A 21,069-nucleotide genomic window follows, 5' to 3' on the forward strand; every position below is an offset into this window, starting at 1 on the left:
CGCGCGGCCTGTGAATCTACCTGCCGCGGAACGTTATTCGTCGCGGCCGATGAATCCGCGGGCACAGAAGTCCCACGCCTCGTCGGCGCTGATCGGCTGCTGGCCCTCGTCCCCGGAGGTCGCGGCGGCCTGCGCGATGAACATCAGGGTCTGCATGAGCATGGCCGCGGTCCGCCGCGAGGCGACCTCCGAACGCAGCTGCCCGGACTCGTGCGCCTGATCCATCAGCTCGGTGAACAGCGTGAGCATCGGCTCGTGCGCGGTCTTCACATGACCGGGATGTGAGATCAGCAGCTGCGGCGCGAAATCGGTGAACAGCGGTCGCGCGGTGTCCGGATCGGGTCGGCACAGTTCGAACAGCAGCACCGCGGCCGTGCGCAACTTGTCCAGCGGCTGGGTGCGGCCGTCGGCCGCGGCGCGCAACTGATCGGCGGTGCGGGCCAGCGCATCCTCGAACAACGCGAGCAGTAGTTCGTGTTTGCCGTCGAACTGCATGTAGAAGCTGCGCAGCGACTGGCGGGAGCGGTCGACGACCTCCTGAACGGTGAAGTCCGTCGTGCCCTTCTCGGTGATGATCACTTGGGCGGCGTCCAGGAACCGCTGCACCCGTTGTTCGGCACGCAGTTTGGCGGTGTGCAGCGACCGCTCGACGGCTCGCTGCTTCCAGGCTGGTTTCTCGCTCGGGCTGGTCACCGGCGCCTCGTTCCCCGGTCATCTGATGAGAACATGGATGTACTATATAGGAGAATGGGATATTATTCTGACGATGACGGCATTCTCCTTCCATCTGACAAGTAATCGTCTCGCCGGTTGGGAGAATCTCATTCTCGTATCTGTCATGCGCAACCCGCGAAGCTGAGCGACATCGGCCCGGTCCGAGCGCTCGAGAGCTGCCTCGCCCGGCGCTCCCGGGCTCGGCGCCCCGCGGGTAGACGCCCTGTTTCCCGATGATTCTGCCGGTTCACCAGGCTTCGCGAGTCGGGTTCGACTCCTCGGAGAACCACATTCGCAAATATGAGTAACTGTGTTACCATCCGTATGTTGCCCAGCTCACTCAGGAGTTCTCCGGATGGTTGATTTCGATTCGGTCGATTACTTCACCGACCCGTCGCTAGTGCCCGACCCGCACCCGTACTTCGATCACATGCGGGCCAAATGCCCGGTGTCGCAGGAGTCGCACCACGGTGTGTACGCGGTCACCGGATATGAGGAAGCGGCCGAGGTGTTCAAGGATCCCGACCTGTTCTCGTCGGTGATCTCGGTGGGTGGTCCGTTCCCGCCGCTGCCGTTCGAGATCGAAGGCGATGACATCGGCGCGCTGATCGAACAGCACCGTACTCAGATGCCCATGTACGAGCACATGGTCACGATGGATCCGCCGGGCCACACCTATGCGCGATCCCTGCTGAACCGCCTGCTCACCCCGGCGCGGTTGAAGGAGAACGAGGACTTCATGTGGCGGCTGGCCGACCGCCAGCTGGACGAGTTCGTGAGCCAGGGCAGCTGCGAGTTCCTGGCCGAGTACTCCAAACCCTTTGCGCTGCTGGTGGTTGCCGATGTGCTGGGTGTTCCGGAGGAGGATCACCAGCAGTTCCGCATCGTCCTGGGCGCCGAGCGTCCGGGCACCCGGGTCGGCGCGCTGGACGACGACATCGTCTCCGGCAACCCGCTGGAATGGCTGGACGAGAAGTTCAGCGCCTACATCAGCGATCGTCGCGAGAATCCGCGCGACGACGTGCTGACCCAGCTCGCGCAGGCGAAATATCCGGACGGGTCCACCCCCGAGGTGATCGACGTCGTCCGGTCGGCGACCTTCCTGTTCGGCGCGGGACAGGAGACCACGGCCAAAATGCTCGGATCCGCACTGCGGATTCTGGGCGATCGCCCCGACATCCAGGACGCGCTGCGCGCGGACCGCAGCCTGATCCCGGTCTTCATCGAGGAGTCGCTGCGGATGGACGCGCCGGTCAAGAGTGGATTCCGGCTGGCGAAGCGTGCCACCACCGTGGGCGGGGTCGAGCTGCCGGTCGGATCCAAGGTCATGGTCTGCCCGGGTGCGGCGAACCGGGATCCGCGCCGATTCGACAATCCGCACGAATTCCGGTTGGACCGCAAGAACTTCCGCGAGCACATGGCGTTCGGGCGCGGTAATCACACCTGCCCCGGCTCTCCGTTGGCGCGGGCCGAGGGCCGCATCTCCATCGAGCGGATCCTGGACCGGATGCTCGACATCCGCATCGACTCCGGACACCACGGCCCCGAGGGCGATCGGCACTTCGACTACGAGCCGACCTACATCCTGCGCGGACTGTCCAACCTGCACATCACCTTCACCCCGAATCCCTGAAGCTCCGCATCCCGGAGCGCGGATTCCCTTGCACATCAGGCCCTTCCACGAGACGGGCCGCGTCGACAGCACTACGAATCGAGGAAGAAATGACCGGACGGGTCGAAGGCAAGGTCGCCTTCATCACGGGTGCGGCACGCGGTCAGGGCCGCAGCCATGCGGTGCGACTGGCGCAGGAAGGTGCGGACATCATCGCGGTCGATGTCTGCAAGCCGGTCAGCGGCAGTGATGCCATCGCGGCGTCCACGCCGGCGGATCTGGCCGAGACCGCCGACCTGGTCAAGGGTTTGGGCCGCCGGGTCGTCACCGCCGAGGTCGACGTGCGCGACTTCGACGCGCTGAAGGCCGCGGTGGACAGCGGCGTCGAACAGCTGGGCCGGTTGGACATCATCGTGGCCAACGCCGGTATCGGCAACGGCGGCGACACGCTGGACAAGACCAGCGAGCAGGACTGGGACACCATGATCGGGATCAACCTCTCGGGTGTCTGGAAGACGGCGAAAGCCGGTATCCCGCACGTGCTTTCGGGCGGACGCGGTGGTTCGATCATCCTGACCAGCTCGGTGGGCGGGCTCAAGGCGTACCCGAACACCGGTCACTACATCGCGGCCAAGCACGGCGTGGTCGGCCTGATGCGGGCCTTCGCGGTGGAGCTGGGCCAGCATTCGATCCGCGTCAACTCGGTGCACCCGACGAACGTGAACACCCCGATGTTCATGAACGACGCCACCATGAAGTTGTTCCGCCCGGATCTGGAGAACCCGACCAAGGAGGATTTCGCTCCGGTCGCGCAGTTCATGCACGTTCTGCCGGTGGGCTGGGTCGAGCCGGTGGACATCAGCAACGCGGTGCTGTTCCTGGCCTCGGACGAGTCGCGGTACGTCACCGGTCTGCCGATGACGGTCGACGCGGGCAGCACCCTGAAATAACTTCTCGTGAAACCCGTTGTCCGCGTGGGTGCCTACCTATCCGCCCACGCGGACAACGGGTTTTTCTCATGTGCCGTTCGCGGGCTGGGTGTACACGCGGCCGTCGCTTGTCGTGGTCATCGTGCCCGTGGCCTGGAAGTCATTCTGCAACACCGCCGGTGAGAGGGTGAAGCCATCGGGTTCGGAGGTCTTCTTCGTGCCCTGATGCCGCCCGGACATCAGCAGATCCTCGTGCCAGGTGTATGCGCTGATCGCGGCGTCCGAGACCCGTTGCACGCTTTCCGTGCCGTTCAGCGTGCTGTCCGGGGTATCGCTGAAGTCTTTGTAGGACACCTGGATTCGCATGACCCGGGCGGCGGTGGCGTCCTCGGTGACGACCACCTTCGCCGCCCCGGATCGCTTGCCCGGCAACGTGTACGTTCCCGCGGGCAGGTGCGGTCGGGTCGGCATGGGGTCGCCCGGGTGATAGGCGATACCCCAGGTGGCTTCCGGTGCGGGCGGCACCGCGATCGGCGCGGTCGGTGCGGTGTCGGTGAAACGTGCGATCATGACGCGGCTGTGCCGTCCGCCGGGTTCCCGGGATATTGGGCACGGCAGCGCATTACCTGCGCCGCAGGCGGGGGCGGTCACCAGATTCTCCGCCCAGACCGCGGCGGTGCTGTCGGCCAGCCAGGCCGGATCGGCTGCGGCATTCCAGCCGGGATCGCCGCCGGGGTCGAGCTGCTGGCTGCGGCCCGAACCGAGATCCACGACGTAGGGCAGGAAGAATCGGCGCTGTCCGTTGTTGCGGATGCCCGAGATGTGGCCGGTGGTGCCCGCCTGATCGGTGAGCGGCGCGATGCCCTGCATACCCGAGATGAAGTCCAGTCGGCCCGAACCGAGCACCTGCTCGGAGAGCAGATAGCGGCCGTCGGGGGAGGGAGCCATGGGGTCGGTGTACTGCGCGTGCCGGGTCAGCAGGCGTGATCGTCCGGTCGTGTTGTCGGTGGCCCAGGCATCGATCCCGTCCGACTCGGCGCTCTGAATCCCCAGGGCCGCGGTGCCGTTCGCGGTCCAGCCGCGGAACTCGCCGATCATCCCGGCGGGCTGGAAGCGCAGCTGCCCGTCGGCCACGGCGTACGGCTGGAAGGACGGTGCGGGATTGAGCAGCATGCGCACCTTGTCGATGTCGTATCTGCCGTTCGCTCGATCGAAGTTCAGCGTCCCCATGAAGGCGAACTCGTCGTAGGCGCCGCCGGTGGTCACCGCGTAGTTGAATCCGATGTGGGTGTCGTCCGGGTTCAGCCGCGGCTCGCGCAGGGCGCCGGGTTTGCCGGTGCCGTCGTCCCAGTACAGCGGATAGGCGTGCAGTTGCGTCGACGTGCAGCGCGGGTCGGCGAATTCATGTGCGCCGCAGTCGATCACCGATGCACCCGCGAGGGCGCGGTGTCCGTCGTGGAAGCCGTTGATCGGGTAGGTGAAGTTCGCGTTCTCGCTGAATGCGGCCGGACTCGCGACGCCGCAGGTCAGGCATTTCCAGCCGTCGCCATTGGGGAACGTCGCGCCGTCGGTGTGTACCAGCAGCACCTGAGGTCCGGTGTAGATCGTGGCCGGTCCCGCTGTCGGGGCTCCGGTGAGTACCGCGCCGACGAGGACGTATCGGCTCGACGGCCAGTAGGTTCCCGCCGCGCCGAGAGCTCCCCAGGCCGGGCTCACGCAGCCCGTGCCGTGCGGATTGATTGCGGCGGTACATGATCCGGCGGCGGTGGACGGCGCGGTCGGCGGCACCGGCAATTCGTCCAGCGTGACCTTCCGGTGCAACTGCTGGGACGGATCCACGGTGATCGCGCCGTCCGGGGATGCGGCCGATGCCGGTGGTCCGGCCCAGGTCAGTGCGATCGACAGCAGCACGGCCAGGACGCACCGCACTCGTGTGGACGAGCGGGTGCGGCGGGCTCGAATCACGTCGCCCATGGAACAACCTATCTTCGACGGATAAATATCGGTACCGATGTATTCGGTCAATTGCATCGGTACCAATGTATCGGCTCTACTCTAACCTAGGGCGGTATGGACGGAAGACGGCTTCACCGACTGGGCAGGCATCTGATCGAGCTGGCCCGGCAGCTGAGTCTCGAATCCGGTGTGGAGCGTCCGCCGGAGGGGGAGATCGCGGTGCTGACCGACGTGCTGGACAATCCCGGCAGTTCCGTCCGGGAGATCACCCAGCGGACCGGTTTTTCCCAGCCGCACATCTCCGAATGCATCACCCGGCTGGTCGAGGATGCGATGCTGGCCACCGACGTCGATCCGCGGGACCGCCGCCGCACCCTCGTCTACCCGACCGACGCCCTGTTCCGCGCCATCGCCCGCCGCACCACCCCGCACCTGGACGACACCCTCACCGCCGCCCTCGGCGACCCGGCCAAGGCTCAGCGCGCCCGGGAACTGCTCACCGAACTCGCGGATCTGCTGCTCCCGGACCAGTGAGCCACGAACTATCCTGTCGCCGTGCGGATTTCAGCGCATCCCGATGCGGATGTTCTTCACCTGGAGGAATTCGTACAACCCGTCCAGGCCGCCGGTCCGGCCGAATCCGCTCTGCTTGTAGCCGCCGTACGGGCCCTGCGGCGAGATATCGCTGATCTGGTTGACCCACACCGACCCGGCCTGCAACTGTCGTGAAACCCGATGTGCCCGAGTCAGATCCCGCGTCTGGATGAAGGCGTTCAGGCCGTACTCGGTATCGTTCGCCAGACTGATGGCGTGCGCTTCGTCGCTGAACGGAATCACCGAGACCACCGGGCCGAAGGTCTCGGTCCGCGCGAGTTCCGATCGGTTGTCCACGCCGCCGAATACCGTTGGCTGTAGGTAGTAGCCCCCGGCCAGCGCACCGCCGATGCGTCGACCGCCGGTGAGCAGTTCCCCGGAGCCCTCGGTGATCGTCCGCTCGATCACCCCGAGAATGCGCTCGGCAGCGTTCTCGCTGATCACCGGGCCGAAGACGACCGTCGGATCGAACGGATCGCCCACGGTCGCGGCTTCGATCGCCGCGACGAACTTCTCCGTGAACGCGTCGTGGACCGACTCGTGCACCAGCACCCGGCTCGCACTCGCGCAACTCTGGCCGGACTGCATGATCGGTCCCTGGTGAGCGGCCAATTGCGCCGCCGCGTCGAGATCGGCGTCGGGGAAGACCAGATTCGCCGATTTACCACCCAATTCGGCGACCACCGGGGTGAGATTCACCGCCGCACTCGTCAGCACGTGGCGGGCGGTATCCGCGCCGCCGGTGAAGTGGATCTTGCGAATTCCCGGATGTCGCACCAGCGCCGCACTGCCGTCCGCGTCGGCCGGGACGACATTAACCAGTCCTGCGGGAAGCCCTGCCTCGGTGCACAATTCGCCGAGCCGCAGCGCCGCGAACGGCGCCAGCAGGGAAGGTTTCAGTACGACGGCATTACCCGCCGCCAGCGCCGGGGCGACACAGGAACCGGCGACCACCATCGAACCGTTCCACGGCGCGATCACACCGACCACGCCGTAGGGTTCGCGCTCGACCAGATTCACATCCGCCGATCCGGTGACCGGTGTGCTCAGACCGTGCGGCTTGTCGGCGTATCCCGCGAAGTATCGCAGAAAACGTTCCAGCAGAACGGCATTGACCGCGAGCGACACCGGCACCGCGTAGTCGTGCACATTGAGCCGGGTGAATTCGGGCATGGTCTCGTGCACCGCGTCGGCCAGGTCGATCAGCAGATCGCGGCGGCGATCGGCGGGGTAGGAGATCCACTCCCGCTGTGCGTCCCGGGCCGAGGCGACCGCCCGGTCGATCTCCGTCGCTCCGGCCACCTGGACCGTGCCGTTGACCCGGCCGGTCGCGGGGTAGATGTGCTCGTACGCTCCCTCGGAGGTCCGAGTGACGCGATCCCCGCCGATGAGCGGCCCGCCCTGTAGCGGCGGTGCGCTGTCGATATTCGTGGACATGGGTGCTCCTACGACGTTTCTGCCTCGTCCGCGCGCCACTCGTCCAGGACGCGGACCTTCTGCTCGGCGATCACCCGGTCCAGGTACGAGGCTTTCGGCCAGCCGGAATACGCGGCGAAATGCAGTGCGAATTCATCCATTTCGGTGAAGGACAGATCGCGGCTCTTCAATGCCGCGTAGACGTGCGACATGATCGGATAGGGCGCGTCCTGGAACGCCACGCAGGCCACCGTGATCAACCGCCGTTCCTTCATGCCCAGGCCCGGCCGCGGCCACATCTCGCCGAAGACGAAATTGAGGATGCCCGCGCCCTGATACGGGTTGTCCCGGTCCGGGACGTAGGGCAGGCAGTTGACCTCCCGGAAGGACTGCTCACCGCGGGTCAGCCGGGCCTGCGGATCGCTCGGCGTGACCAGCGGCAGCAGCGGTTCGGGCGGTGGAACCTGCTGCCCGCGTTCGTGATTGACGCGCTCCCACTGCTGATCGACGATCATGTTCAAGCGCGACGCCTTCGGCCAGCCCGCGTAGACCGCGAAATGCAGTACCGCCTCGCGGATTTCGGTGACGGTGAGGTCACCGCTGTTGAGCGCCGCGTACACGTGCTCCACGATCGGGGCCTCGGCATCGGCGTCCGCGACGCAGGCCAGGGTGATGAATCGACGTTCCCGCCGGGTCAGTCCCGGCCGGGTCCAGATCTCGGCGAAGACGAAATCGATCAGGCCGCGGGCGATCGCGGGACTCGAATCGTCCGGGGCCGCAATGGTCATCACCTCCCCGAACGTGCGCCTGCCGCGTTCGGCACGCGCGGGATCGCTCGTCCCGGCGGTGTCGATCGTCGTCATGAGTTGTGCCTTCCGTGTGGTTGATCCGTTGGCGTGTGCCCGGCTATCTGACGGTGACGCCCGCATCGACCTTGAACTCCATACCGGTGACGTACCGCGACTCGTCCGAGATCAGGTACAGCACGGCATTGCTCACATCGACGGCGTCGATCATCGGGACCGGCATCGCATTGCCGAACAAGGGCGCCAGATCCGGTCGTTTCTCGGTCAGCAGCCCGAACAGGGACGTCGGATTCATCCCGGTCTCGACACCGGTGGGATGTACGGTATTGACCCGGATGCTCTGTGCGGCAAGCTCATTGGCCAGAGCCTTGCTCATTCCGACCACGGCGTGCTTCGACGCGGTGTACGGGGTGTGCAGCGGAGTGCCCTTGATGCCGGCAGCCGAGCTGATGTTGACCAGGCTGCCGCCCCGATCGACCAGGTGCGGCAGGGCCGCGGCGCAGGTGTTCCATGCGCCGATGAGGTTGACGTCGATCACCGTCCGCCAGTGCTCGGAGGTGGTCGCATCCCAGGTCGCCGCGGTCAGCACGCCCGCATTCGCCACCGCGGCGTCCAGCCCGCCCAGTTCGACGACGCCGTCGTCGACCGCCGATGCCAGGGCCTCGGCATCGCGCACATCCACGATCGCGGTCACCGCGCGACGGCCGAATTTGCCGACCAGGCGGGCGGTTTCGGCCAGATCCTCCGGCGTGGACAGCGGGTACTCGATCTCCGGCAGCGATCGGCAGATGTCCACCAGGATCAGATCCGCGCCCTCCTCGGCGAGGCGCACCGCATGGCTGCGGCCCATACCGCGCGCCGCGCCGGTGACCAGGACCCGTTTACCGGCCACCCGGCCGGTCGAATTCGTCTGCGTCATGGTCGCCTCGCTCAGAGTTTGTTGGTGAAACCGGCGTCGACCGGGAGGGTCACGCCGGTGATGTACTTGGCCGCATCGGAGGCCAGGAATGCCACCGCGTCGCTGATGTCCCGCGGTTCGAGCAGCGAAACCGGCATGGGGTTCATCAGGTGCGGGCCGCCGTCGGGATTGTTCGCCGCCCACTCCATCATCTGCGGGTTGACCGCCATCATCGTGTTCACCGCGGTCGGATGCACCGTGTTCACCCGAATGCTCTGGGCGGCAAGGTTGTTGGCCAGACAGCGCATGATGCCGACGATGGCGTGCTTGGACGCGGCATAGCCCAGACCGCCGCCGTCGAGTCCGCCCATGCCGACCAGCCCCGCGGTGGAACTGGTCAGGATGATGCTGCCGCCGCGACCACCGGCGACCAGGTGCGGGATCGCCGCGCGGACCGTGTGGAACGTGCCGGACAGATTCACCCCGATCACATCGGTCCACTGCGCGAGTTCGGTCTCGATCGGCACCTGTTCCAGCGACAGCGGCGCGATACCCGCATTGGCGCAGACGATGTCCAGACGGCCGAACTCGGCGACACCGGCGTCCAGAGTCGCACGCACCGTGGCGAACTCGCGCACATCGGCGATCGAGCCGATCATCCGGCGCCCGTGTTCCTGGACGAGGCCGATGGTCTCGTCGAGCTCCGCCCGGGTCGCGAGTGGATAGTTGTTGCTGGATATGTCGGCGCAGATGTCCACGCCGATGATGTCCGCCCCCTCCGCGGCCAACCGGACCGCGTGACTGCGGCCCTGCCCTCGCGCCACGCCGGTGATGAAGGCGACTCTGCCATCCAATGAACCCATCGATCCTCGCTTCGGAGCCGAGTAGATCCCGCGCCGCCGGGCTGCGTCACGGCAGGAGCGCGGTTACTATCAAGCGCAAGTTATGCACCTGTACTGCGGTAATCTGATTACCACCTGGAGAGTAGCACGCTCTCTCGGGTGCGGGAAGGAGTCTGTGTTGGGCGCGGAACACGCTGAGGCCGAACAGGCGCACGACCGGATCCATCGGGCCGTGGTGGAGTTGCTCGAGGCCGACGGATACGACGCGCTGCAGGTGCGCGAGGTCGCCCGGCACGCCCGTGTGTCCCTGACCAAGATCTACAAGCTCTACGGCACACGTGACGAATTGATCTGTGCCGCACTGGAAGTGTGGATGCGGGAGAACCGTTACGCGGGACTGGTGGCGCGCGGGCACGGCGAGGAGTCGCTGTACGAGGGGCTGATGCGGGTGCTGCGCCGGATATTCGAACCGTGGGAGGAGCATCCCGCGCTGCTCGCGGCCTATTTCCGGGCGCGTTCGGCGCCCGGCGGGGATGTGCTGGTCCGTCGCGGATTCGAGGCGGTCGTTCCGGTCGCGATGGCCGTATTGGACGGCGTGGACAGCGATTTCGTCGACGACCTCGACACCATCGTGTCGAGTCTGGTCTACGGACTGCTCGGGCGTTTCGCCCGCGGGGAGATCGAGGTCTCGCAGATCGTGCCCGCGCTCGACCGGACCGTGTACTGGCTGACCAAGGGTTATCTCGCCGAGCGCGGACGTTGACCGTGCGGAATCGTGTTGTGGGGAGCGCTATTTCAGGGTGCTGCCCGCATCGATGGTGACGGGCAGCCCGGTGATGTAGCGGGACTCGTCCGAGGCCAGGAACAGCACCGCGTTGCTGATGTCCACCGGCTCGACCCACCCGATCGGCAGCACGTGCATGAACTGCGCGACCGGGGCGAAGTCCTCCTTGGTCGGGTTCTTCAGATCCGGTCGGAACAGCTTCATCGTGCCTTCGTTCATGAACATGGGGGTGTTCACGTTCGTGGGGCATACGGCGTTGACGCGGATCGAGTGTTCGCCCAATTCCACGGCGAAGCTGCGCATCATGCCGATCACGCCGTGTTTGGCGGCGATGTAGTGGCCGGTGTTCGGGTATGCCTTGAGCCCGCCCACCGAGCTGGTCAGCACGATCGAGCCACCGGATCCACCCGAGAGTAGATGGGGCACACCGGCTTTCACGGTCTTCCAGACGCCGGACAGGTTGATCCCGATCATGGTGTCCCAGTCCTGCTCACTGGTCTTGTCCAGCGTCGCACCGCCGTTGCCGATTCCGGCGTTGGCCACGATGATGTCCAACCGGCCCAACTGCTCGACGCCGCCGTCGACCGCCGCCTGTAGTGCGTCGAAGTCGCGCACGTCGACCTCGGCGGTGACGACTCGGCGTCCCAGGCCCTTGATCAGGTCGGCGGTCTCGGCCAGATCCGCCGGGGTGGACGCCGGAATGACGTCGCTGCCGCTGACCGGTTTGCAGACGTCGACCGCGATGATGTCCGCGCCCTCCTGTGCCAGCCGTACGGCGTGACTGCGGCCCTGACCGCGTGCTGCACCCGTGATGAAGGCGACCTTGCCTTCGACCCGCCCAGTCATGAAACCACCTCGTCAGTCTCGGATCGAGCGGTCGACGCTCGACCTTGCGTCGATCGGGCTTTCCTGATCGATCGATCAAACTGTGACACCGGCGGGGTGTGCTGTCAACGGTTCCGGCGGAACTACGAGGCCGGGTCGGGTCGCGAATTGCGTACCGGCAGTGGACTGTCGAACCGATCCATGTAGCGCTCGACGAAGGCGCGCAGTTCGGCATGTCCCTGTTCGACGCCGACCGCGCCCTCGTTGCACAGGATCCGCGCCGCGCCGGTGAGCAGCATCGACATCACCACCGGCGGAAACTCCGCCAGGTCGACGCCGTACGCGCGCAGCACCAGGGTGACCGCGGCGGTCTCGATGTCCCGGACGCGCTCGGCGTAGATCCGCAGCTCGGTCCCGATGGCCTTGCGGTGGTTCGCCAGCGCCATGAATTCCATGTTGAGCTGCGTGAATCTGGTGTCGGTGTTGATCGTCCAGAGGGCGCGCAGCGGATCGTCCTCGGTGATCGCCTGACGCATCCGTTCCAGCGCGCCCTCCGCGCCGGTGCGCAATACCGCCAGGAACAGGTCGTCCATCGTGGGGAAGTAGTAGTAGACCAGGGCCGAGCGCACCCCGGCCGCCGCGGCCACCCGGCGCGAGGTCGCCGCCGCGTACCCCTCCTCGCGCATGATCTGGGCGGTCGCCTCCATCAGCCGCTCACGCGCGCCCACGTCCCCGCTCTTGCTCATGTGCGGGCCTGTCGCACGGCGGGATCGCCGAGAACTTCGGCAGTGCAGCGGTTTCGGATCGGAGGTACTGTGCTTGACCACTCGCCGTGCTTCGTGATAGGCATGGTCCATTCTAACAGTTTGATCGATCGATCAGCATTCGACAGAGCGCGGGCGGTGGGGGCGCGCGGCGGATGCGGGCGACGACTCCGATCCACGGCGGTGTGCAATGACCGATCCGGCTACTCTCGACTACTTCTCCGATCCACAGATCGCGCAGGACCCGTACGACTATCTGGCCTTCCTGCGCAGCCGCAATCCGGTGTTCCGCGAACCGCACTATGGTGTCGTGGCCGTCACCGGATATCAGGAGGCGGTGCAGGCGTTCCGCGATACGGACTCCTTCTCGGCCTGCGTCTCGATCGGCGGGCCGTTCCCGCCGCTGCCGTTCGAACCCGCAGGGGACGACATCAGCGGACAGATCAGCGAAAACCGCCATCTGTTCCCGATTTTCGAGCATATGGTCACCATGGATCCGCCGGACCACACCCGGGCCCGCTCGCTGCTGAGCCGATTGCTGACACCCAAGCGGCTCAAGGAGAACGAGGAGTACATGTGGCGGCTGGCCGACCGCCAGTTCGACGAATTCCTCGCCGAGGGCCGCTGCGAATTCCTCGCCGATTACGCCAAACCCTTCGCCACGCTGGTCATCGCCGACCTGCTGGGCGTGCCCGAGTCCGATCGCGAGACATTCCGGGAAACCCTTGCCGGACACAAGACTCCGGGCAGCCGGGTGGGTGCGCTCGACCACGAACCGGTGGGGAGCAATCCGCTGGAATGGCTGGAAGAGACCTTCGGTGAGTACATCGCCGACCGTCGCCGCACACCACGCGGGGACATCCTGAGCGCATTGGCCGCCACGACCTATCCCGACGGCGTGATGCCCGAGATCATCGAGGTGGTCCGGCCCGCGACCTTCCTGTTCGCCGCCGGACAGGAGACGGTCACCAAACTGCTCAGCGCCGCGGTGCGGGTACTGGCCGAGCGACCCGAACTGCAGCGGGTCCTGCGCGAGGACCGTCGGCTGATCGGCCCGTTCATGGAGGAGTCGCTGCGCACCGAGAGCCCGACCAAGGTGGATTTCCGGTTGGCGCGCAGGACGACTCGGCTCGGTGACCTCGACATCCCCGCCGGAACCGTCCTGATGCTGTGCATCGGCGCGGCCAACCGCGATCCGCGCAAGTTCGAGGATCCGGACGAGTTCCGGCTCGATCGCCGCAATGCCCGCGAGCACATCTCCTTCGGGCGCGGCATCCACACCTGCGCGGGCGCACCGCTGGCCCGCGCGGAAGGTCAGGTCACGTTGAATCGGATGCTGGATCGCCTGCGGGACATCACGATCGACGATGGTGTGCACGGTCCCGCGGAGCAGCGCAGCTATCGGTACGAGCCGACCTTCCTGCTGCGCGGACTGCGCGAGTTGAACATCGAATTCGAACTCGCGGACGCCCGCTGATTCGGTGTGATCGCGGTATCCACGCCCGCACGGAGGCGTGGGATCGCGGTCGCGGCGGCTGTGGTCCGGCGGATCGGAGGTTCGCGTTGGGTGGATTGCGTCTCGAATTCATGCTCGAGGGCGTGTCGATCCCTTGCCGGTGGCCGTCTGTGGCGGAATCTGTTCCGAACCCCGTCCGCTATGGAGGAAACTCGCCGAGCGGTCCGTGGCGGCTGCCGATTCCATCGACTCGCCGATAGCGTGACCGGCATGCGAAGCGATAGCGATGACTGGGACATCACTACGAGTGTGGGGTCGACGGCGCTGTTCGTGGCGGCCGCGCGGACGCTGGCCGCGCAGGACGAGAAGCCGCTCGCGGTCGATCCGCTGGCCGAGCTGTTCCTGCGGGCCGCGGGCGGGGAGTGGGCCCTGCTGGCCGACCCGGATCCCGGACTCACCCGCGACCACATCCTGCGGTCGCCGGACTTCGGGACCTCCTTCCGTGCCCATATCGCCGGGCGGACAAGGTATTTCGACGACTACCTGCTCGCCGCGCGAGAGGCCGGCATCGCCCAGGTGGTGATTCTGGCGGCGGGCTTGGACGCGCGCGCCTATCGGCTGCCGTGCCTCGCGGGCGCGGTGGTCTACGAACTCGACCGTTCGCACGTGCTGGACTTCAAACGCGAGACGCTGGCCGAGGCCGGAATCGAACCGCTCGCCGATCGCCGCGAGGTCGCGGTGGATCTGCGCGACGAATGGCTCGATGTCCTGCGGGACAACGGATTCGACCCGGCGGCCCCGACCGCCTGGCTGGTGGAGGGGCTGCTGATCTACATCACCCCCGAGGCGCAGGATCAGCTGTTCGCCACACTCGATGCGGCCAGTGCGGCGGGCAGTCGCGCCGCCATCGAGCAGATGACGCCGCTGCCCCGGGAGGAGTACACCGAGATGGTCGAGTCCGAGCAAGCCGATGACGAGGCCAAGAGCGATTGGGCCCGGCTGATCTACAACGATCCGAGATCCGATGCGGCACAGTGGTTCTCCGAACGCGGATGGGACGCCGAGCGCACCGGGCTCGCGGATTATCTGCGTGCGGCGGGGCGGCCGCTGCCGGTGGTCGAGGCGGGCGCGGGACACGTCGGCGCACCGCTGGTCAATCTGGTGACCGTCGTGCGCCGGTGATCGGGATGTGAACGATACCGACGTGAGCGTGCGGCATACTGGGATATCCCACCCGATAGCCGACCAGCAGCATGGGAATCCCCTCATGACCGTCGATGGAGTGCACGAATCCTCCGTGCTCGACCCGCTGGACCGGCGGATCGTGCACGGCCTGGTCACCGATCCGCGTATCCCGTTCGCGAAACTCGGTGCGGTGCTGGGCGTTTCCGAGCAGACCGTCGCGCGGCGCTATCGCTCCCTGCGCGGACGCGGCATTCTGCACATCTCCGGTCTGGTGAACGCGGTGCCGCTGGGCAGTACCCGGTGGATGCTGCGGCTGGGCTCGACCCCCGACAAGGCGCTGCGACTGGCCGAATCGCTGGCGCGCCTGCCCGACGTCAGCTGGGTGGCGTTGCTGGCGACCGGTTCGGAGGTGACGTGCGTGAGCCGGCCGCGCACGGCCGAACAGCGGGATGCGTTGCTGCTCAACGTCCTTCCGCGGGCCAGTCAGGTGACGCGGTTGAACGCGTACGAGATCATCCACCGGTTCCCGCTCGAGGAGGAGTGGCCGCGTTTCGGTGGTCTGCTCACCGCCGAACAACGGGCGGCGCTGGGCTCCTCGACCCGGTCGATCGCCGATCCGGTGGGTCCGGACGAGCCGATGGACCTGTCGGCGGCCGACGAGGCGATGCTGGCGCTGCTGAGCCGTGACGGGCGAGCGTCGTATGCCCGGATCGCCGCCGAGACCGGCTGGAGTCCGACCCGGGCCGCGCGGCGGATGGCCGAGTTGGTGGAGGCCGGTGTGCTGTATTTCGATCTGGACTTCGCGATCGAGCGGATGGGGTACGCGGTGCGCGCCTCGCTGTGGCTGCGGACCCGTCCGGCCGATCTGCACGCGGTGGGCACCGCCGTCGCCGCCTTCCCCGAGACGGCGTTCGCTGCCGCCACCACCGGAGCGACCAATCTGATCGCCTCCATCGTCTGCCGCGACACCGCGCATCTGTACCGGTACGTCACCGAGCGGCTCGGTTCGCTGGACGGCATCACCGATGTCGAGGTCACCCCGTCGCTGCGGGTGTTCAAGCAGGCCCAGGCGCTGATGGGCGCGGACCGGATCGCGCTTGTTCCCCCGGAGCGCAGGTCCTGAGCCGGTCCGGCGGCGGCGCCCGAGGAGGTGGGGTTCGGTGTGGTCGGGCGTCATGGGTGCTGCCCGAGGAGGTGGGGTTCGGTGTGGTCGGGCGTCATGGGTGCTGCCCGAGGAGGTGGGGTTCGGTGTGGTCGGGCGTCATGGGTGCTGCCCGAGGAGGTGGGGTTCGGTGTGGTCAGGCGTGTCGCTTGCCTCGAACACGTGTTCGTCTAAGCTGGGCGGCAGAACTTGTCGGTGCCGCCCTCTACTGTGGGCGCCAACCACACAACGATCACCCGTGAGAAGGGGAACCAGACGATGGCACCACAGGCCTACGACCGCGACAAGGCTCTCGAGCTCGCCCTCGCTCAGGTGGAGAAGAGCTTCGGCAAGGGGGCGGTGATGCGCCTCGGGGAGGAGGCGCGCCAGCCCATCTCGGTCATTCCGACGGGTTCGATCGCGCTGGACGTCGCCCTGGGCCTGGGCGGGCTGCCGCGCGGCCGCATCGTCGAGATCTACGGTCCGGAATCCTCCGGTAAGACCACGCTGGCCATGCACGCGATCGCCAACGCCCAGGCCAACGGCGGCGTCGCGGCCATGATCGACGCCGAGCACGCGATGGATCCGGACTACGCCCGCAAGCTGGGCGTAGACACCGACGCACTGCTGGTCTCCCAGCCCGACACCGGTGAGCAGGCGCTCGAGATCGCCGACATGCTCGTGCGCTCCGGCGCGCTGGACATCATCGTCATCGACTCGGTGGCCGCGCTGGTGCCCCGCGCCGAGATCGAGGGCGAGATGGGCGACAGCCACGTCGGTCTGCAGGCCCGCCTGATGAGCCAGGCGCTGCGCAAGATGACCAGTGCGCTCAACAATTCCGGCACCACCGCCATCTTCATCAACCAGCTGCGCGAGAAGATCGGCGTCATGTTCGGTTCCCCCGAGACCACCACCGGTGGTAAGGCGCTGAAGTTCTACGCCTCGGTGCGCCTGGACATCCGCCGTATCGAGACGCTCAAGGATGGCACCGACGCGGTCGGCAACCGCACCCGCGTCAAGGTCGTCAAGAACAAGGTGGCCCCGCCGTTCAAGCAGGCCGAGTTCGACATTCTCTACGGTGTGGGCATCTCCAAGGAGGGCTCGATCATCGATATGGGCGTCGAGCACGGATTCATCCGCAAGTCCGGGTCCTGGTACACCTACGAGGGCGATCAGCTCGGCCAGGGCAAGGAGAACGCGCGCAAGTTCCTCCTGGAGAACACCGACGTGCGCGACGAGATCGAGAAGAAGATCCAGGAGAAGCTCGGCATCGGCGCCGACGTCACCGCAGACGCGGGTGCCGAGGCGCCCGTCGACTTCTAGCCGATGCCGCACCGGGAACCGCCGGGGTCCGGGCCTGCTCGCGACCCCGGCGCGACTCGGCTCGATGCGGTGGAACGCCTCCGCCGCCAACTCGAACAACTCGAGTCCGGTGGGCGTGCGCGTGCGGACGATTCCGCCGAATCCGTTCGACCGCATCGTCGTCCGGTCCGCAGGAAGTCGTCCGGAGCGGGGGAGGACAGCACCGGCGGCCTGTGGCGTTCCGATGGTGGTCCGGTAGGTCCGGACGCTGCGGAACGTCATCCGGGCGGTTCGCGTCCTGCTGGCCCAGGTGATCGTACTTCTCGGGAATCTCGGCGCACCGGCCCCGACTCCAGTGAGTATGAGCGCGACTTCGTAGGTGATTCCGCCGCCGCTGGGGGAGTGCCGCGCACTTCGGTGCCCGCTGATGTGTACGAGGCGACTTCGTCCTCCGCGGGTTCGGTGCGGCGGGCATTCGCCCCGGGTGATGATCGTGGATACCGTTCCGGCCGAACGGATTCGGATGAGCGTTTCGGGGCATCGGGTACTCGGGCGCGGCGGTTGGACGCTGATTCGTCTCGAGCGGAGAGCCGGTCGGATAGCAGTCCCGGAGGGGGCGATGACTCCGGGCGTCGTTCCCGGCGCGGAGCGCGGCGACGAGGGGAGGGGGCCGAGCGGGAGACTCCGGCTGGAACCGAGGCGCAGGCCAAGGATCTGTGTCTGCGGTTGCTGACCGATCGGGCCCGCAGCCGGGCCGAATTGGCGGACAAGTTGGCGGACAAGGGTTTTGCGCCCGAGGTGGCCGAGCGGGTGCTGGATCGGCTCGCGGCTGTCGGCCTGATCGATGATGCGGCGTTCGCCGAGCAGTGGGTCCATTCCCGGCACACCTACTCCGGCAAGGGGAAGAAGGTGCTCGCTCAGGAGTTGCGCCGTAAAGGCATCGCCCCCGACGTCGCGGCTCCGGCCCTGGAGTCCATCAGCGTCGACGACGAACACACTCGCGCGACCGACCTGGTGCACCGCAAACTCCGCACCCTCCCCGCGGATCTGGACCGGGACAAGGCAACTCGCCGCCTCGTGGGAATGTTGGCCCGCAAAGGCTACGACCCGTCCACCGCCTATGCGGTGGTGAAGGCGGCCGTCGCCGAGGCCGACCTCCCTGCCCCGCCCCGCCCCGAACGCCCCGGCTCGACCCTGCGTCGCGCCGAACCGCCCGGCCCCACGTCCTCGGAAGGCACCGCGCCCGAACGTCTCGCGCCGGTCGGTCACCGACACACCACCGACGGTGACTACTCGGCCGATCACGATGCCCTGCCCGGCAATGACAATGCCGTTGACGACGCCACCGCCGAACACAACACTCCCGATGCCGACCCCGACGAGGCCGCCATCGCCCTGATCCAACGCAAACTCCGCAGCACACCCCGAAACCTGGACCGCGACAAGCTGATCCGCCGCCTGGTAGGCATGCTCGCCCGCCGCGGCTACAACCAGTCCCGAGCCTATGCACTCGTCAAAGCCGAACTGGCAGCCGCCGACATCGGGTGATCCGGCGCCTCCGGCCCGAATCATCCCCGCAGACGTAGACGCTCCACCCGTGGCCGAGGTGCTGTTCGCCGCGATCGGCGGTGATCGCTCCCGACTCACCGCCGCATGCGAGTTCTACCGGAACGATTGCGACGCAGTGCTTCTCGCGTTGATCATGCACGGCCGGCCGATCGGTGTGGCGGGATACAAGCTGGACCACGCCGGAATCACTCTCCGGCACATCGCGACAATCGAGCCGCATCGGCGCACCGGTGCCGGTCGGCGTCTGCTGGCCGAGATCCGTTCCCGCCATCCGGATTCGGATCTGGTAGCCGAGACGGACGCCGATTCCCTCTGCTTCTATCTCGCCACCGGATTCGCCGCCACATCACTCGGCGAGAAGTATCCCGGTGTCGAACGATTCCGGGTCCACCTGTCCAGGTGCTCGCTCGACTGCTCACCAGCGCATCCTGCCTATATACCCAGGAATGAGTCGCCGCCAGATGGTGACCGAGTTGTTCGACCAGTTCGGGGCGGTCCGGGAGAAGGTGGTCGCGGCCAACGTGCAGGGGACCGGACGGGTGGATGTACGAACTGATGGGCGCGGGCTGTGCGGTCGTTCGCACTGTCGGGACCGCCTGTCGCGCTGTCTGCTCGCGAAGAGCGGCACAAGATGAATCCGCCGGTTGGTCTCGGTATTCAGGCGGGATGCGCGGCGGACATCTGTTGTCAGGTGTGGTGTGAATATTTCTGAATTCATCTCGGGAAAGAGAGATTGTGGTGCCGAAGACTCATCAATACGAGGTTGATGTGACCTGGACCGGTAATACGGGTGCGGGTACCAGCGGATATCGGGAATACGAGCGCGCACACGATGTTTCGGCGCTGGGCAAGCCGGTGATTGCCGGTAGCGCCGACCCGGCATTCCGCGGTGTTCCGGAGCGGTGGAACCCGGAGGAACTGCTGGTCGCCAGCCTGTCGCAGTGTCATATGCTCTGGTTTCTCGCACTGTGTTCGCAGGAGCGGATAGTCGTCACGGATTACACCGATCGCCCGTCCGGGACCATGGTCGAAACGGCTGATGGGAGTGGCCACTTCTCGGAAGTGGTGTTGCGTCCGCAGGTGCGAATTGTCGACTCCGAGCACGTCGACCGGACACGGATTCTGCACGAGCGCGCACACGAGATGTGTTTCATCGCCAACTCGGTCAATTTCGAGGTGCGTTGCGAGCCGGTCGTATCGGCCGCGGGCGAATGAACCGGGGGACCTGCCCGAGAGCGCCGGAGTTGTTCCGCCGGAACATGATTCCGCACTGACGTCGCGATGATCAGGCGGGATACGTCTGAAGGTGGTCCACGACGACGAAGGCGCTGGACGGGCTGGCTGCGGTGACGGCTTTGCGGAGCCGGGCCAGTCCGCCGGTGTCCTTCGCGGGCCGACTCAGGGGGAGGTCGAAATCGTCCCAGTGCGTCGGGAGGATGTGAGGCGGGTTTCCCAGGGCGTGCAGGAGGCGCGGGACATAGTCGTGCACATTCGAACCGCCGACGGGCAGGAGCAGGACGTCGGGGCGCAGGGTGGTCAGTTCGGATTCGATGTAGTTCGAACCGCCCAGGTTCAGGACCGAACCGCCGCGGCTGTCGATCTGGTAGGCGAGCGTGCCGCCTTCGACCAGGTCCGCGATGGTGCGTGGGCGCGGCGGCGGGGCTGCTGGACGGGTGCCCGGGAACGGTATGCGGGCGCGGGGACCGAGCTGGGAATGCAGGGAGCGCAGCACCCGGATCTGGTGAGTGCCGCAGTCGATGTACTCGCCGCCCGACGCCAGCGACAGCTGATCCTGCGGAGCGCCGAGCGAGATCAGGAGATTCAGGTGCGATTCGGTGCCGATCACCGTGGCGCCGGTGCGCTGGGCCAGGTACGGGACGTCGGTGATGTGGTCGTAGTGCCCGTGGGTGACCAGAATGTGGTCGGCGCGCAGTTCGCCGCTGTCCACGTAGTGGTCGATCAGGGCGGTGTCCACCGACAGGGGCGTCGTCGGGTCGGCGCCGGCGGGGGTGTAGGTGCCGGTCCGGAATCTGGTGAGCCACGGATCGATCAGCACCGTCCGGTCGCCGCCGGGAGTGGAGATCCGGATCTCCCAGCTGTTGTTGCCCCACCAGCGCAGCCGGATCCCGGTCAGCTGTCGTGCGGGGCGGGTGTTCTCCTCGGCGGTCCCGCAGGCCGCGCCGCCTACCGCCGCCGCGACACCCGCGCCCACGCCGAACAGTCCTCGGCGCGTCAGTGGTGGAATATTTCCGTTCATCGGTCCTGATTCGATTCTG

The 21,069-nt window shown here is 66.8% G+C and carries 19 protein-coding genes and 1 pseudogene; 11 read left to right on the forward strand and 9 right to left on the reverse strand.

Annotation, left to right across the window (positions count from 1 at the left end; translation table 11 throughout):
- Positions 1-33 precede the first annotated feature (33 nt).
- Entirely contained in the window at positions 34-693 is a 660-nt protein-coding gene (locus tag K7711_RS26465) for a TetR/AcrR family transcriptional regulator (protein ID WP_222972132.1), read from the reverse strand.
- A gap of 376 nt (positions 694-1,069) precedes the next feature.
- On the opposite strand from K7711_RS26465, the gene K7711_RS26470 reads away from it, so the two are divergent.
- Positions 1,070-2,347, forward strand: a complete 1,278-nt coding sequence (locus tag K7711_RS26470; RefSeq protein ID WP_222972133.1) for a cytochrome P450 — start codon at positions 1,070-1,072, stop codon at positions 2,345-2,347.
- Positions 2,348-2,436: 89 nt separating this feature from the next.
- Positions 2,437-3,276, forward strand: a complete 840-nt coding sequence (locus K7711_RS26475; RefSeq protein WP_040825390.1) for a mycofactocin-coupled SDR family oxidoreductase — start codon at positions 2,437-2,439, stop codon at positions 3,274-3,276.
- Between the two features lie 66 nt (positions 3,277-3,342).
- On the opposite strand, the gene K7711_RS26480 is transcribed toward K7711_RS26475, so the two are convergent.
- Positions 3,343-5,229 carry a hypothetical protein gene (locus K7711_RS26480; RefSeq protein ID WP_222972134.1) on the reverse strand — a complete coding sequence of 629 codons (1,887 nt, stop codon included), beginning with the start codon at positions 5,227-5,229 and terminating at the stop codon, positions 3,343-3,345.
- A 96-nt stretch (positions 5,230-5,325) separates the two neighbouring features.
- On the opposite strand from K7711_RS26480, the gene K7711_RS26485 reads away from it, so the two are divergent.
- Positions 5,326-5,745 (forward strand): winged helix DNA-binding protein, encoded by a 420-nt coding sequence (locus tag K7711_RS26485; RefSeq protein ID WP_222972135.1) that lies wholly within the window; start codon positions 5,326-5,328, stop codon positions 5,743-5,745.
- Between the two features lie 30 nt (positions 5,746-5,775).
- Here K7711_RS26485 and K7711_RS26490 read toward each other — a convergent pair whose 3' ends face one another.
- From K7711_RS26490 to K7711_RS26505, 4 genes are read right to left on the reverse strand one after another with little or no spacing between them, the layout of a single operon-like run.
- Positions 5,776-7,242, reverse strand: coding sequence for an aldehyde dehydrogenase family protein (locus K7711_RS26490; protein WP_222972136.1), 1,467 nt, complete (start codon positions 7,240-7,242; stop codon positions 5,776-5,778).
- An 8-nt stretch (positions 7,243-7,250) separates the two neighbouring features.
- On the reverse strand, positions 7,251-8,084 hold the full coding sequence (locus K7711_RS26495; protein WP_222972137.1) for a carboxymuconolactone decarboxylase family protein: 834 nt from the start codon (positions 8,082-8,084) through the stop codon (positions 7,251-7,253).
- A gap of 43 nt (positions 8,085-8,127) precedes the next feature.
- Entirely contained in the window at positions 8,128-8,946 is an 819-nt protein-coding gene (locus K7711_RS26500; RefSeq protein WP_222972138.1) for a mycofactocin-coupled SDR family oxidoreductase, read from the reverse strand.
- Positions 8,947-8,957: 11 nt separating this feature from the next.
- Positions 8,958-9,788 carry a mycofactocin-coupled SDR family oxidoreductase gene (locus K7711_RS26505; protein WP_222972139.1) on the reverse strand — a complete coding sequence of 277 codons (831 nt, stop codon included), beginning with the start codon at positions 9,786-9,788 and terminating at the stop codon, positions 8,958-8,960.
- Positions 9,789-9,945: 157 nt separating this feature from the next.
- Here K7711_RS26505 and K7711_RS26510 point away from each other — a divergent pair, with 157 nt between their 5' ends.
- Positions 9,946-10,530 carry a TetR family transcriptional regulator gene (locus K7711_RS26510; protein WP_235747770.1) on the forward strand — a complete coding sequence of 195 codons (585 nt, stop codon included), beginning with the start codon at positions 9,946-9,948 and terminating at the stop codon, positions 10,528-10,530.
- Positions 10,531-10,557: 27 nt separating this feature from the next.
- Here K7711_RS26510 and K7711_RS26515 read toward each other — a convergent pair whose 3' ends face one another.
- Together K7711_RS26515 and K7711_RS26520 are read right to left on the reverse strand one after the other, a co-directional pair.
- Positions 10,558-11,397, reverse strand: a complete 840-nt coding sequence (locus K7711_RS26515) for a mycofactocin-coupled SDR family oxidoreductase (protein WP_222972141.1) — start codon at positions 11,395-11,397, stop codon at positions 10,558-10,560.
- A gap of 122 nt (positions 11,398-11,519) precedes the next feature.
- The gene (locus K7711_RS26520) at positions 11,520-12,122 is read right to left on the reverse strand and encodes a TetR/AcrR family transcriptional regulator (protein WP_222972142.1); all 603 of its coding nucleotides are present in this window, start codon (positions 12,120-12,122) and stop codon (positions 11,520-11,522) included.
- Positions 12,123-12,330: 208 nt separating this feature from the next.
- On the opposite strand from K7711_RS26520, the gene K7711_RS26525 reads away from it, so the two are divergent.
- From K7711_RS26525 to K7711_RS26555, 7 genes and pseudogenes are all read left to right on the forward strand, one after another.
- Positions 12,331-13,617, forward strand: a complete 1,287-nt coding sequence (locus tag K7711_RS26525) for a cytochrome P450 (protein ID WP_222972143.1) — start codon at positions 12,331-12,333, stop codon at positions 13,615-13,617.
- A 249-nt stretch (positions 13,618-13,866) separates the two neighbouring features.
- The gene (locus K7711_RS26530; RefSeq protein ID WP_222972144.1) at positions 13,867-14,778 is read left to right on the forward strand and encodes an SAM-dependent methyltransferase; all 912 of its coding nucleotides are present in this window, start codon (positions 13,867-13,869) and stop codon (positions 14,776-14,778) included.
- Positions 14,779-14,863: 85 nt separating this feature from the next.
- Complete coding sequence (locus K7711_RS26535) at positions 14,864-15,904, forward strand: Lrp/AsnC family transcriptional regulator (protein WP_222972145.1); 1,041 nt, start codon at positions 14,864-14,866, stop codon at positions 15,902-15,904.
- A 297-nt stretch (positions 15,905-16,201) separates the two neighbouring features.
- Entirely contained in the window at positions 16,202-17,245 is a 1,044-nt protein-coding gene (gene recA, locus K7711_RS26540; protein WP_222972146.1) for a recombinase RecA, read from the forward strand.
- A gap of 540 nt (positions 17,246-17,785) precedes the next feature.
- Positions 17,786-18,370: pseudogene (gene recX / locus K7711_RS47805) on the forward strand (recombination regulator RecX); the annotation flags it as partial.
- A complete protein-coding gene (locus K7711_RS49360) occupies positions 18,353-18,772 on the forward strand; it encodes a hypothetical protein (protein ID WP_372460195.1) in 420 nt (139 codons plus the stop codon). The pseudogene recX and the gene K7711_RS49360, both read left to right, overlap by 18 nt.
- Positions 18,773-19,531: 759 nt before the next feature.
- A complete protein-coding gene (locus K7711_RS26555) occupies positions 19,532-20,008 on the forward strand; it encodes an OsmC family protein (protein WP_222972147.1) in 477 nt (158 codons plus the stop codon).
- A gap of 70 nt (positions 20,009-20,078) precedes the next feature.
- Here K7711_RS26555 and K7711_RS26560 read toward each other — a convergent pair whose 3' ends face one another.
- Complete coding sequence (locus K7711_RS26560; RefSeq protein WP_222972148.1) at positions 20,079-21,050, reverse strand: MBL fold metallo-hydrolase; 972 nt, start codon at positions 21,048-21,050, stop codon at positions 20,079-20,081.
- Positions 21,051-21,069: the final 19 nt, after the last annotated feature.

Origin of the sequence: Nocardia coffeae, from assembly GCF_019890715.1 — a bacterium.
Taxonomy (GTDB): Bacteria; Actinomycetota; Actinomycetes; order Mycobacteriales; family Mycobacteriaceae; genus Nocardia; species Nocardia jiangxiensis.

Excerpts from the sequence above, each read along its gene's own strand:
- K7711_RS26490 (WP_222972136.1), bottom strand. The coding sequence starts at position 7,242 with ATGTCCACGAATATCGACAGCGCACCGCCGCTACAGGGCGGGCCGCTC.
- recA (WP_222972146.1), top strand. The coding sequence starts at position 16,202 with ATGGCACCACAGGCCTACGACCGCGACAAGGCTCTCGAGCTCGCCCTC.
- K7711_RS26505 (WP_222972139.1), bottom strand. The coding sequence starts at position 9,788 with ATGGGTTCATTGGATGGCAGAGTCGCCTTCATCACCGGCGTGGCGCGA.
- K7711_RS26470 (WP_222972133.1), top strand. The coding sequence starts at position 1,070 with ATGGTTGATTTCGATTCGGTCGATTACTTCACCGACCCGTCGCTAGTG.
- K7711_RS26520 (WP_222972142.1), bottom strand. The coding sequence starts at position 12,122 with ATGAGCAAGAGCGGGGACGTGGGCGCGCGTGAGCGGCTGATGGAGGCG.
- K7711_RS26535 (WP_222972145.1), top strand. The coding sequence starts at position 14,864 with ATGACCGTCGATGGAGTGCACGAATCCTCCGTGCTCGACCCGCTGGAC.
- K7711_RS26515 (WP_222972141.1), bottom strand. The coding sequence starts at position 11,397 with ATGACTGGGCGGGTCGAAGGCAAGGTCGCCTTCATCACGGGTGCAGCA.
- K7711_RS26530 (WP_222972144.1), top strand. The coding sequence starts at position 13,867 with ATGCGAAGCGATAGCGATGACTGGGACATCACTACGAGTGTGGGGTCG.
- K7711_RS26500 (WP_222972138.1), bottom strand. The coding sequence starts at position 8,946 with ATGACGCAGACGAATTCGACCGGCCGGGTGGCCGGTAAACGGGTCCTG.
- K7711_RS26560 (WP_222972148.1), bottom strand. The coding sequence starts at position 21,050 with ATGAACGGAAATATTCCACCACTGACGCGCCGAGGACTGTTCGGCGTG.
- K7711_RS26480 (WP_222972134.1), bottom strand. The coding sequence starts at position 5,229 with ATGGGCGACGTGATTCGAGCCCGCCGCACCCGCTCGTCCACACGAGTG.
- K7711_RS26475 (WP_040825390.1), top strand. The coding sequence starts at position 2,437 with ATGACCGGACGGGTCGAAGGCAAGGTCGCCTTCATCACGGGTGCGGCA.
- K7711_RS26525 (WP_222972143.1), top strand. The coding sequence starts at position 12,331 with ATGACCGATCCGGCTACTCTCGACTACTTCTCCGATCCACAGATCGCG.
- K7711_RS26495 (WP_222972137.1), bottom strand. The coding sequence starts at position 8,084 with ATGACGACGATCGACACCGCCGGGACGAGCGATCCCGCGCGTGCCGAA.
- K7711_RS26485 (WP_222972135.1), top strand. The coding sequence starts at position 5,326 with ATGGACGGAAGACGGCTTCACCGACTGGGCAGGCATCTGATCGAGCTG.